At 67.6% G+C, this 12,157-nt stretch carries 11 protein-coding genes; 4 read left to right on the forward strand and 7 right to left on the reverse strand.

The window, feature by feature from the left end; genetic code table 11:
• Nucleotides 1–8: 8 nt before the first annotated feature.
• The 7 genes from KBO27_RS06345 to KBO27_RS33455 all read right to left on the reverse strand — a co-directional run bounded on the left by KBO27_RS06345 (nt 9) and on the right by KBO27_RS33455 (nt 8,079).
• A complete protein-coding gene (locus KBO27_RS06345; protein ID WP_210968997.1) occupies nt 9–1,145 on the reverse strand; it encodes an acyl-CoA dehydrogenase family protein in 1,137 nt (378 codons plus the stop codon).
• 153 nt (nt 1,146–1,298) lie between these two features.
• A complete protein-coding gene (locus KBO27_RS06350) occupies nt 1,299–2,753 on the reverse strand; it encodes an aldehyde dehydrogenase (protein ID WP_210968998.1) in 1,455 nt (484 codons plus the stop codon).
• Nucleotides 2,750–3,871: an NAD(P)-dependent alcohol dehydrogenase gene (locus KBO27_RS06355; RefSeq protein WP_210968999.1), complete on the reverse strand. Its 1,122-nt coding sequence runs from the start codon at nt 3,869–3,871 to the stop codon at nt 2,750–2,752. Before KBO27_RS06355 ends, KBO27_RS06350 begins: the two co-directional genes overlap by 4 nt.
• A 30-nt stretch (nt 3,872–3,901) precedes the next feature.
• Nucleotides 3,902–4,219: a 2Fe-2S iron-sulfur cluster-binding protein gene (locus KBO27_RS06360; RefSeq protein ID WP_210969000.1), complete on the reverse strand. Its 318-nt coding sequence runs from the start codon at nt 4,217–4,219 to the stop codon at nt 3,902–3,904.
• Nucleotides 4,220–4,231: 12 nt separating this feature from the next.
• On the reverse strand, nt 4,232–5,473 hold the full coding sequence (locus KBO27_RS06365) for an NAD(P)/FAD-dependent oxidoreductase (protein WP_210969001.1): 1,242 nt from the start codon (nt 5,471–5,473) through the stop codon (nt 4,232–4,234).
• Nucleotides 5,470–6,792 (reverse strand): cytochrome P450, encoded by a 1,323-nt coding sequence (locus tag KBO27_RS06370; protein ID WP_210969002.1) that lies wholly within the window; start codon nt 6,790–6,792, stop codon nt 5,470–5,472. Before KBO27_RS06370 ends, KBO27_RS06365 begins: the two co-directional genes overlap by 4 nt.
• 174 nt (nt 6,793–6,966) lie before the next feature.
• Complete coding sequence (locus tag KBO27_RS33455) at nt 6,967–8,079, reverse strand: LuxR C-terminal-related transcriptional regulator (RefSeq protein ID WP_246536349.1); 1,113 nt, start codon at nt 8,077–8,079, stop codon at nt 6,967–6,969.
• A gap of 335 nt (nt 8,080–8,414) precedes the next feature.
• On the opposite strand from KBO27_RS33455, the gene KBO27_RS06380 reads away from it, so the two are divergent.
• From KBO27_RS06380 to KBO27_RS06395, 4 genes are all read left to right on the forward strand, one after another.
• Entirely contained in the window at nt 8,415–9,263 is an 849-nt protein-coding gene (locus KBO27_RS06380; protein ID WP_210969003.1) for an enoyl-CoA hydratase/isomerase family protein, read from the forward strand.
• A complete protein-coding gene (locus KBO27_RS06385; protein ID WP_246536354.1) occupies nt 9,260–10,087 on the forward strand; it encodes an enoyl-CoA hydratase/isomerase family protein in 828 nt (275 codons plus the stop codon). Before KBO27_RS06380 ends, KBO27_RS06385 begins: the two co-directional genes overlap by 4 nt.
• 66 nt (nt 10,088–10,153) lie before the next feature.
• Nucleotides 10,154–11,164: an Rv3169 family protein gene (locus KBO27_RS06390; RefSeq protein ID WP_210969004.1), complete on the forward strand. Its 1,011-nt coding sequence runs from the start codon at nt 10,154–10,156 to the stop codon at nt 11,162–11,164.
• Between the two features lie 22 nt (nt 11,165–11,186).
• Entirely contained in the window at nt 11,187–12,104 is a 918-nt protein-coding gene (locus KBO27_RS06395; RefSeq protein WP_210969005.1) for a LysR family transcriptional regulator, read from the forward strand.
• Nucleotides 12,105–12,157 lie beyond the last annotated feature (53 nt).

Below are 12,157 nucleotides of genomic sequence, written 5' to 3' on the forward strand. Positions count from 1 at the left end.
ACGACTTGTCAGAGCCCGAGGCTCTTGCTGATGATCTCGCGCTGGATCTCGTTGGTGCCGCCGTAGATCGGCGGCGCGTGCGCCTTGCGCACCTGTCCTTCCATCCCGTACTCGCGGGCGTATCCGTAGCCGCCCATCAGCTGCATGGCCTCCAGCGCGGCGTGCTTGGCCACCTCGGTGCACTTGAGCTTGGCCATCGAACCTTCGCGGGCGAGCTGCTGCTCCTCGCCCGCGTCAATGCCCTCGGCGACCTCGTAGACGAACGATCGGCAGAAGGCGATCTCCGTGGCGAGGTCGGCCACGCGGTGCCGCACGGCCTGAAAGCTGCCGATCGTGCGCCCGAACTGCTCGCGCTGCTTGACGTAGGCGAGCAGGTCGTCGAGCGAGCGCTGGGCCGCGCCGACGGCCATCGCGGCGATGATCAACCGCTCCACCGACAGCCCGCGCAGCAGGTGCCACCACGCCCGCCCCACCTCGCCGACAACGCTCTCCGAGGGCACCCGGACGTCGGTGAAGAACAGGTCGTTGACGGTGTGCGCCTCCATCGTCTCGATGGGGCGGATCTCCAGCCCCTGCGCATCGGTGGGCACGATCAGCAGTGTCAGGCCCTCGTGTTTGGTGTGCCCTGTACTGGTGCGTGCCAGCAGGAGCAGGTGGTCGGCCACGTGCGCGGCCGAGGTCCACGTCTTCTGCCCGTTGATGATGAAGTCGTCCCCGTCGGCGACCGCGCTGATCCGAGCCGAGCCGAGATCCGATCCGGCCTCCGGCTCGGACAGCGCGATCGCCTCGAGCGTGCCGCGGCACAGTCCGCCGAGGATCTCCTTCTTCTGCGCTTCGGTGCCGTAGCGCAGGTAGGTCTGCGCTGCCGTCAGGCCCGTCGAGTAGGCGGTGATGGGTGCGAGTCCACGCGATGTCTGCTCGAGGAACAGGCATTCCTCGACCATTCCCGCACCCGCACCGCCGTACGCCTCCGGAATCGACACCCCGAGCCAGCCGAGCTCGGCCAGCTTCGCCAGCAGGTCGGGGCTGTTGGCGAGCGTGCCGCCGTCGGTGAGCGCGTCCCGCTGTTGGAGCGTCTTGCACTCGCTGTCGCAGAAATCCCGCACCGCGGCGGCGAACTGGCGTTGTTCCTCGGTGAACCGCATCGTGCCTCCGCGAGCGATCGTTATCGGCGCTTACATGCTCATAGTGCGAGAAAATGCCGTCTTTGAGCACCTCAAACCCCCTCGAATCTAGGTCCGTGAACGACCGTTATCAAGAGGGGTTGGGAATCGGAGTGATGCGATCGAACTGTTCGGTCACGCCTGCCCGGCGTCGAGGTAGATCGTCTTGAGCGTCTGGTAGGCGTGCAGGCCTTCCGGTCCCAGCTCGCGGCCGAGACCGCTGGCCTTGATGCCACCGAACGGTGCGGTCGGGTCATTGGTGTAGGCGTTGATGCCGACCGTGCCGGTCGCGACGCGGCGAGCCACCGCCTCACCTCGTTCGGAGTCGGAGGTCCACACCGTGCCTCCCAGGCCGTAGTCGCTGGCGTTGGCGATCGCGACCGCCTCGTCCTCGTCGGCGTAGGGGATCACCGAGAGCACCGGGCCGAAGATCTCCTCGCGTGCGATGGTGTGCCCGTTGTCCACATCGGCGAATACCGTGGGCTCGACGAACCAGCCCTGATCGAGCCCGGTCGGCCTGGCACCGCCCGCTGTCAGGCGCGCGCCTTCGTCGATGCCCTTCGCGATGTAGGACTCCACGCGGTCGCGCTGCCGAGCCGAGACCAGCGGTCCGACCTGGGTGCTCTCCTCGAGCGGGTCGGCGACGGTGAGCGAGCGCGCCAGGTCGGTGATCGTGTCCACGACCTCGCCGTATCGGGAGCGCGGTGCGAGCACCCGAGTGCCCAGCCAGCAGATCTGACCGTTGTTGAGCAGGGTGGCGGCGAAGAAGCTCTCGATCGTGGCGGCCAGGTCGGCGTCATCGAGCACCACGGCGGCCGATTTTCCGCCCAGCTCGAGGGTCACCGGCCGCAGCAGTCGTCCACAGGTCTCGGCGATCGTGCGACCGGCCACGGTCGATCCGGTGAACGACACCTTGTCCACGCCCGGATGTCCGACCAGGTAGCTGCCGAGCTCACGGTCGCCGGGCAGCACGCTCAGCACGCCATCAGGTAGGCCTGCCTCGTGCGCGGCTTCGGCCATCAGCATCGCGTCGAGCACGGTCTCCGGTGCGGGCTTGAGCACCACGGTGCAGCCGGCGGCCAGCGCCGGAGCGAGCTTGAGGAAAGTGATGGCCTGAGGCACGTTCCACGGCACGATCGCGGCCACGACGCCCAGCGGCTCGCGGATGACACGGGAGTTACCGCCGAGCATCCCCACCCTCGTCTCCTCCCGCGGTGACTCGGTGACGAGGCCCGCGAAGTAGCGCAGCAGCACGGGCGGGAAACCGCCTTCGAACTGCCGAGCCAGGGTGATCGGCATGCCGTTCTGAACGGTGACCCGCCGCGCGGTCTCGTCCGAGCGCTTCTCCAGCGCTACCGCGAAACGCTCCAGGGCTTCGGCGCGCTGCGCGGGATCCCATCCCGACCAGCCCGCCGGATCATCGAAGGCTCGGCGCGCGGCGGCGACCGCGCGATCGACGTCGGCGGCGGAAGCCTCCGGCACGTTGCCGAGCAGTTCCTCGGTGGTGGCCGAGCGCACGTCGATCCGATCACCGGTCGCGGGCTCGGACCAGTTCCCGGCGATGAAGAGCCGGTCGTAGTCGATGGTCATGCTGGCTCCTCGCCTCGCTCGTGCACGAGCACGATCTTGACGGCCGCACCCTGGTGCTGGGCGGCCACGGCTTCGTTGATCTGGGAGAACGGCATCGTCTTGATCAGCTTGTCGAACGGGAAGCGCCCCGTGCGGTGCAGTTCGAGCAGTTCGGGGATGAACACGTCCGGATCGCTGTCGCCTTCCACGATTCCCATCACGCGCACGCCGAGCACCTGCGCCTGGATCAGCGGAAGCGCCATTGCCGCCTCCGGGTCGGAGGGCACGCCGATGATGCCGACCTTGGAGCGGTGTCCGAGCGCTTGCAGCGCCTGGTTGAGCACGTCGGGGATTCCGGTGGTGTCGATCGCGTAATCAGCCCCGTCGGGGACGATGGCGCGGACCTGCTCGGCCAGCGGCCCCGCGCCGGGGTCGATCACGTGTGTCGCGCCGAGCGACAGGGCGAGGTCGCGGCGGTCCGCGTGCGGCTCGATGACGATGATCCGCTGCAGTTCACGCACGACGCCGGCGAGCACGGCAGACAGGCCAACAGAGCCGCCGCCGAGCACCAGCAGCGTTCGGCCCGGCAGGCAGTCCATCGAGTTCAGCACCGCGCCCGCGCCGGTCTGAACACCGCACCCGAGCGGTCCGAGCAGTTCCACCGGGGCGTCGTCGGCCACCTTGACCACGTTGCGTTCGTGCGCGATCGCATGGGTGGCGAACGAGGACTGGCCGAAGAACTCCGATCCCAGGGCGACGCCTTGCTGATGCAGCGTGCTGGTGCCGTCCGGCCGCGCGCCGCCGAAGTTGTGCGACATGAAGTCGTGGCAGTAGGCGGGTTCGTCGTCCAGGCATTCCCGGCAGCGGCCGCAGCTGTTGAAGCTGAGCACCACCTTGTCGCCCGCCGCGACCTTGGTGACGCCCGCGCCGACGGCCACGACCACGCCGCTGCCCTCGTGGCCCAGCACCCCGGGAAGCGGGAACGGCAGGTGGCCGTCCTTGGCGGCCAGATCGGTGTGGCAGAGGCCGACACCGGCGATCTCGACCACGATCTCACCGGGCCCGGGTTCGGCGAGGGTAGCGGGCTGGAGGCTGAACTCGCCGCCTACTTCTGCGGCCACCGCAGCGGTGATGTCCATTCGAACTCCTTCGTCCATGGAAAAAGCGGTTCAGCCGTTGGTGTCCGGGACGGTGACGCGCACGTCCGGGCTGTCAGCGGCGAGGATCAACTGGCACGACAGCCGCGAGTTCGGTTGAACCCCTTCGGCGAACTCGAGCAGTTCGCGTTCCTCGTCGGAGGGCTCGTCGAAGCTGGACGCGCCATCGTCGAGGAACACGTGGCAGGTGGCGCACGAGCAGCTACCGCCGCATTCGGCGACGATTCCGGGCAGGTTGTTGCGCACCGAACCGTCCATCACGCTTTGTCCACAAGGGACGTCGATGTCGTGCACAGTTCCGTCGGAGAGCTCGTAGGTGACTTTGGGCATGGTGGTTCTCCGTTAAGCGATGACGGCGTCGCGCAGCGGGACCGTCTCGTCGGCCAGCCTGGCCGGATCGACCCGCGCCCCGGACGCGATGAACTTCTTGCCCGCCATGAACTCCGCGGGGGAGTTCGCGGATTCGACGGCGGTGACGGTTTCGCCGTCGTGGTGGAACAGCGCGAACCGGCCGGTGGCGGGATCTCCGCGGATGGCGGTGCGCGGTGTCGCCGGGATCAGCCCGGCGATCTTGAGCTTGAGGTCGAACTGGTCGGACCAGAACCACGGCACCTCGGCCGCAGCGGGCGCGGCACCGGTGATGGTGGAGACGGCCTGCCGGGCCTGTTCGGTGGCGCTCGGAATGCTCTCCAGCCTGGACAGCACGCCGTTGCCGATCGGCCGCCTGGTCACGTCGCCGATCGCTAGGACGTGCGGATCGCTGGTGCGCGCGTTCGCGTCGACGACCACACCTTGTTCGCAGTGCAGGCCCGCGTCATGTGCGAGTTCTTGCCTGGGCACCGCGCCGACGGCGACCAGGGCGGCCTGGCAGCCGAGGACACGTCCGTCGTCGAGGACCACGCCGCTCACTCGGCCGTCCGAGCCCTCGATCGCCTGCACCTTGGCGCTGGTGACGATCCGCGTTCCGCGGTCGCGGTGGTGCGCGGTCATGATTTCGGAGAGCTGCGCGCTGGCGACGCGAGCCAGCACGCGTTCCTCGCGCTCGATGACGGTGACCCGGATGCCGGCGGCGCGGGCCACGGCCGCGACTTCGAGTCCGATGTAGCCGCCGCCGACGATGACGAGATCGCGCCGTTCGTCGACGCATTTGCGCAGGACCCGAGCATCGGCGAGGGTGCGCAACGACACGACGCCGTTGAGGTCGGTGCCGTGCACGTCCAGCGCGCGCGGGCGCGCTCCTGTCGCCAGGACGAGGTGGTCGTATCCGCGAGTTTCGCCGGCCGCGGTGCGCACCTGCCGCGCTGCCGGATCGATACCTGTGATGTGCTCGCCGAGCCGGATGTCGATGTCCTGCTCGCGGTAGAACTCCGCCGGTCGCAGCCACCGCTCGAGCTCGCCGTCGGCGAACTTCTTCGACAGCGGAGGCCGTTGGTACGGCAGGTCCAGTTCGTCGCCGTAGAGCTCGATCGGGCCGGTGTGGCCGGCCTGCCGAAGTAGACCGGCCAGCGTGGCGCCGGCGTGACCGGTGCCGATGATCAGGACCCGCCCGTCGGAGCCGGATGGTTCGCCCGCGCGCGAAGTCACGTCAGCTCCAGCCGGACCGGCAGCTTCCGCAGCCCGCCGACGAAGTTGGTCATCACCGGCTTGCGCTGGCCGGTCACCTCGACGTTCTTGATCAGCGGGAGCAGCTCTTCGAACATGATCCGCAGCTCCAACTTGGCCAGGTGCTGGCCGATGCACATGTGCGGGCCGTAGCCGAACGCGATGTGCTTGTTGGGCTTGCGGTCGATCCGGAACGTGTCCGGGTCGTCGAACACCTCGGCATCGCGGTTCCCCGACTGGTACAGGAGCATGAAGCGATCGCCCTCGCGGATCTGCTGCCCGCGCAGCACGTAGTCCTGCGTGGCCTGGCGGGTGAACTGCTTGACGGGCGAGACCCAGCGCAGGCTCTCGGTCACCAGGTCCGGGATGCGCTCGGGGTGCTGCTGCACCTCGGCGAGCTGCTCCGGGAACTGCGCGAGGGCCTCGATGGCACCGGCCATCGTGCTCGACGTCGTGTCATGGCCGGCGGTGGCGATCGCGATGAACCAGCCGTAGGCGACGGTCTTGTCGAAGTACTCACCATTGGGCTTTTTGGCCCGCGCGATGATCGTGGCGAGGTCGTCGCGCGGGTTGGCTCGGCAGTCTTCGACGAGCTCGTCGAAGTAGGCGTAGAAGTCGTTGATGGCGGCCGACCACTGCTGCGCGGCAGCCTCGGGGGTGAGCGGTTCGACGTCCTCGCGCTGAGCGTCGGGATCGGCGGTGCCGAAGAACTCCTGGGTCAGCGTCATCATGCGCGGCTCATCGGATTCCGCGACGCCGAACAGGCTCATGATCACGTGCAGCGGGTAGTAGAGCGCGAAGTCCTGGACGAAATCGAGGTCGTTGGTTCCGCTGCGCAGGCGCTTGGTGATGGCCTCCTTCGCCAGTTCCCGGATCCGGTCTTCCCACTTCTTGAGGTTCGCGGGCCGGAACCAGTCGTTGGCGATGTCCTTGACCTCCGTGTGCTCCGGCGGGTCGAGGTAGGTCAGGGTTTCCAGGATCCTGAGGCTGCCGCCGGTGAGGCTCTTGGTGAACTCGTCACCCGCCTGGTTCTGCAGGATGGGGTTGTGCGAGCCGGGTTCCGCACCGCCCCCGCTGGTGAACACGTGCGGCTGCCGTTCGATCTCCATCAGGTCCGCGTGCTTGGTGACCAGCCAGACCGGGTCGTATCCCTCGACCTTCACCTGCGCCAGCGGGTTGTTCTCGCGCAGCCAGCGGTAGGCCTCGAACAGCGGCCCGTCGTCTCGATGCCCCTCGGGCAGCACGACTCGGCGTGCGATTTCGTCCGGGACCGGGCGGGTGGGCAGATCTGTGGTGGTCATGAACGTCCCTCCGGGAAGACGGCACCGTTGCGCGTAATGGTCCAATCTTTAAGCCGAAGCAACGTGTCGTGCATCACCCGAATTGGAGATATTTCTCCTCCGGCGTCTCACCCCGCAGGAACGAGAATCGGTCGCCACCCGAGGCCGGGCGGCGACCGATTGTCGTCGCGGTTCCTAGCTGGTCAGCGTGTGGTACCGAGCTGCGGCCTCGGAGCGGTTGGCGGCGCCGAGCTTGCGCAGCAGGTTCTTGACGTGGGTCTTGACGGTGCCCGGTGAGACGAACAGATCGGCGGCGATCTGGTTGTTCGTCCGGCCGCGCACCACGTGCCGCAGCACGTCGAGTTCGCGGCGCGTCAGGTTGGAAAGCGGGCCGTCGAGCTGTTCCAGCGGGTCCGCGGCGGGCGATGCCTCCGAGGTGGGGGCGAACCCGCCGATGCCCTCGAGCAGTTCGTCGGTCACTCGCGCCTGCTCGGTCAACTGGTTGCGCAACCGGGCCAGCTGTTCGGCGAAGACGATGCGTTCGAGGGTGCAGCCGAGTCCTTCGGCGAACAGTCCCAGCAGCTGGCGATCGAACGCGCTGACGTGGTCGCTGTCCACGTGCTGATCCGCGTGGACGAATCCGATCACCTCACCGCGGCTGATCAGTGGGGCTACCACGTAGTCGCGAGTCCTGGCCAGGTTGATCAGCCGGTGGTGCACGCGCGGGTTGTGCTGCGCGTCCTCCACCAGCACCGGCGCGCGGGTGCGGACGACCTCGGTTTCGGGCAGCTCGCGGCCCAGCTGGCCGGGTACGGCGGTGCCGACCTCGACGAGATCGTGGGCGAGCTGGGGGTCGGCGTAGGCGAAGGCCGAACTCGGGCGCCAGTCCGGTCCGGTCAGGCGGGAGAACAGTGCGCGTCGGTAGCCGAGGCGGTTGATCTCCACGGGAACCTGTTCGACCAGATCTGCGACCGCGTTCGCCGACCGCAGCCGGGCCAGGCATTGCTGGAGCTCGTCCATCGCGGTCGTGCGCGCGACCACTCGGGCCTCGCGCAGCATCGCGAGCAGCTCGCCTGCCTGGGACAGGGCCGCGGCGAGCTCGGCTCGAGCTGAGCTCACCTCGCAATCCGCCAATCCCCGGATGAGAGCCTGCTCGGCGTGGCCGAGTGTCGTCGTCGGGTCCCGCAGCGCGTTAGCGGTGTTCAGGTCGGGCTCGCCCGTCAGCGCGGCGACGGTCCGCAGGAGATCGCGGGACCGTCGCATCAGCGCGTCCGCGGGCACGGGGCTGGTTCGAACATCGTTGTTCAAAGCCGCCTCCTCGCTCGTGTGGGGGACCGTTTGCCGCTCCGTCCGGCAGATTGTCGCCGTCGTCTAGCTGCGAAGACACCGAATTCACCCAAATGCCCCGATGGGGGCAGGGAAATCTACCGAACGGCATATGGCGTCGAAGTGTGCTGAGACATCACTGTCGGGTTCGGCGCTGTGGTGACGACCTAGCACTAGATTTTGGTCTGACCTTATGTAATATTAACACGCCGTGCATGGGAGGCGGGCGACGTCGACATGCTCACGACTTCCGGCGGCTGGTGAACGTGCCCGGCCGGTTCTCCGCCCGCCGCCGCGTCCGAGAGCGAGGACCTCAGATGAAGTGCCTGAATGCGACGTACGAGACGCTCGCGCTGGCCGAGCTGGCACCCGGCGTCGTCCTGATGACCTTGAACCGTCCCGAGCGGCACAACGCGATGACGAACACGATGTTCGAAGAGTTGGAGCGGGTAGCTCTCTCGCTCGACGATGAGGACGACTGCCGCGTCGTGATCCTCACCGGAGCCGGCCGCGCGTTCTGCGCCGGGTACGACTTGGCCGACGCCGACGAACTGCCGAGCAAAGGCGCTCTGGGCATGCTCGATCAGCAGGAGCGGGCGGCGCGGGCGTTGCTCGCCATTCGGTCCATGCGCGTGCCCGTGATCGCCGCGGTCAACGGAGCGGCCGCTGGCGGCGGTCTGGCGCTGGCGCTGGCCGCCGACATCCGGGTGGCCTCCACGGAGGCGAAGTTCAACGCGGCTTTCGTCAAGATCGGTCTCTCGGCCGGCGACTTGGGCACGTCGTGGTTGCTGACGCGCTTGATCGGACCGGCCGCGACCAGCGAGATCTGCTTCACCGCGCGGATGGTGCACGCCCCGGAAGCCGGAACGCTCGGCATCGTGAACTCGGTGACCGAACCCGACGCGCTGCTGTCGGAGGCCCGGAAGTTGGCCGATTCGATCGTGGCGAACTCGCCCGGTGGTGTGCAGCTGTCGAAGCGCGCGCTGCAGGCCAACATGGAGGTCTCCTCCTACGCGGCGGCGTTGGAGCTGGAGAACCGCGGCCAGGCGTTGCTCACGCGGAGCGCCGACATGCCTGAGGCGTTGGCCGCTTTCAAGGAGAAGCGGGCTCACCGGTCTTCACCGGTCAGTGACGTGGTGACGGTGAAACGGGAGGTAATGCGTTGACCAGTGCGGACACCGTGCGAGGGTTTCCCGAGCTCGAGACCTTGACCTTCGAGGTCCTCGACGGCGAGATCGGCGTGCTGCGGATCAACCGTCCTGACCGGATGAATTCGCAAACCGTGCGCATGTTCAGCGAATACGGGCAAGCCGCGCTCGCTCTGCGGGACAGCGGGCTGCGCGCGCTGATCCTCACCGGAGCGGGGGAGAGGGTGTTCTGCGCCGGGTTCGACCTCGACGAGATCGATGTGATCACCAGCATGGGGGTCAGGGAGTTCCTGAAGTTCCAGGAAACGGCTACCGGCGGGATTCAGGCGATTCGCCACCTCCCGTTCCCGGTGATCGCCGCGGTGCACGGTGCGGCCACCGGCGGCGGGCTCGCGCTCGCGTTGGCCGCCGACATCCGGTTGATCGCCCCGACCTCGAAGTTCAGCGCGGCCTTCGTGAAGGTCGGCCTGTCGATCGGCGAACTCGGCACCTCCTTCCAGCTCAGCCGGCTGATCGGATCGGGCCGCGCGGCTGAGATCGGCTATTCCGGACGCTTCGTCGGAGCCGAGGAAGCGGCTCGGATCGGACTGGCCAACCGGATCGTGCCGACCGAGGAGCTGTTCGGAGAGGCCGTTGAGATGGCCCGGACGATCGCGCGGAACGCACCGGGCGCGGTTCGGCTTTCGAAGCGGGCGATCCAGCGCAATCAGGAGGTCGGCTCCTACGCTGCGGCTCTCGAACTGGAGAACCGGGGCCAGGCGTTGCTCGCCCAGACCGCCGACATGCCCGAAGCTCTGGCCGCCTTCAAGGAGAAGCGGGACCCCCGGTTCGTCGGGAAGTGAAGGAATGAAACGAGTTCGGGGCGCAGCCGCGTACCGAACGGGATCGATCGAGGAGAATCGAACCACATGGCCAACGACTTCCACGACGACCTGGTGGCACCGGGAACCTCGGGCCTGCCGGAACGGTTCTTCGACCGGTTCATGTTCAACCTGCACCCTGCGGATGCCACCGCACCTTCGGTCATCATGGGATTCGGCCACTACCCGGCCAAGGACGTGGCCGATGGCTTCGCGATCGTCAGCACTGAGAAGGAGCAGCGAAACCTCCGCTTCTCCACCGAGCTCAGCTGCACTGACGGCAAAGGTGCTGGTCCGCTCTCGTTCGAGGTGGTCGAGCCGAACACCGCCTGGCGGCTGAAGCTGGATCCCAATCCGTCGGGGATGGAGTACGACCTGATCTGGCGAGCCCGCACGCCGTACTGGCTGGGGGAAGTCGCCGTGACCAACGCCGACGCGACTCCGACGAAGTTCGAGCACCTCGTGCAGTCCGGCCGTTACGAAGGCACCCTCATCATCGACGGCGTTCGGCAGGACGTCGGGGGTTGGTACGGCCAGCGGGACCGGTCTCGCGGGGTCCGCACCATGTCCGGGGGCCAGGGCCTGCACATCTGGTTCCAGGCGCAGTTCCCTGACCGCTCGGTAGGCTTCCTGCTGGTCGAGGACCGGCAGGGCGGGCGCCTCCTGCTGGAGGGCGCGATCCTGCATGAGGATGGTGGTCTGGACGATGTCGTCGACGTGCGGCACGCCTTGAACTTCGACACCCTGGATCTGACTTCGGGAACGATCGAGGTGTCGACCAAGAGCGGGATGCGCTACGAGATCGATGCCGATGCCTCCGGCGGCGGCGGACTCATGGCGGGCGCCGGATACGGTGGCCACCACGGCCGGCCGAGAGGACGCGATCACGTTGAGCACGAGGTCTACCCGCTGGACGGGTCGGTGAACCAGCTGACGGTCGACTCCTCGCTGACCGACCGGCTCACGGCCTACACCTGGAACGGCGTTCCCGGGACCGGCATCTTCGAGTTCGCCCTCACCCGCAGTAGTTCTTACACCTACCGGCCGACGCTGACATGACCCGAGGCGGACGGCACAGGACATGAACAACAGGAACATCGACACCCGGCGGCTACGCGTCGACGATCTTCGGTATCTGCTGGCGCTGGCGCGGACGGGTCGGCTGGTGGCGGCGGCATCGGCGTTGGGGGTGGACCACACCACCGTTTCGCGGCGCATCTCGGCCTTGGAGAAGGCTGTGGGAGTACGCCTCGTCGAACGCGGTGCTGATGGTTGGGAACTCACCGACACGGGACGGTCGGTCGCCGAAAGCGCACGGCCGATCGAGGAGGCGATCGAGAACGTCGCCACAGTAGCCGCGGGCGGTGATGTGGCGTCGCTGCGGGGAACCGTGCGCGTGACGGCACCGGACGGTTTTGGGGCGTTGTTCGTCGCGCCGGCGTTGACTCGGATCCAGCGCGCGCATCCGCATCTGAACGTCGACCTGATCACCGCGACGCGTGAGCTGACGGTGCACCAGTCAGGTTTCGACCTCGCGGTTGCTGTCGGCTCTCCGCAGGGAAGCCGGTTGGTGACCGAGAAGCTCGCCGAGTACTCCTTGTCGCTGTACGCGGCTCCGGAGTACTTGGAGGAGCACGGTGTGCCGGACTCGGTGGATAGCTTGCGCTCCCACGTGTTGATCTTCTACACGGGTTCGATGTTGCGGGTGGGCGACCTCGATCTGGAGCGGCACTTGCCCGGGGTGACCGCGCGGTTCAGCTCGACGAACATCTTCGCCCACTTGGAGGCGACCAGGGCGGGCGGTGGCATCGGGGTGCTACCGGACTTCCTCGCACGGCGTTGCCCGGAGCTGGTCCGGCTGGGAAGCTTCGGCGTCGACATGCGCTTGCCCTTCTACCTGGCCGCGCGTCGGGAGAGCGCGTCCAGCCCCGTGGTTCGGGTGATCCGTCAGGCGCTGCAGGACGAGGTTCGGGAGAGGAAAGCCGAGCTGCAGCCCTGACGTCGGGCGGTGCGTGTGCGTTTCTGCACATCAGCCCTGTGTTCTTGCCTCTT

This window comes from Saccharopolyspora endophytica (assembly GCF_018070075.1).
GTDB lineage: Bacteria > Actinomycetota > Actinomycetes > Mycobacteriales > Pseudonocardiaceae > Saccharopolyspora > Saccharopolyspora endophytica.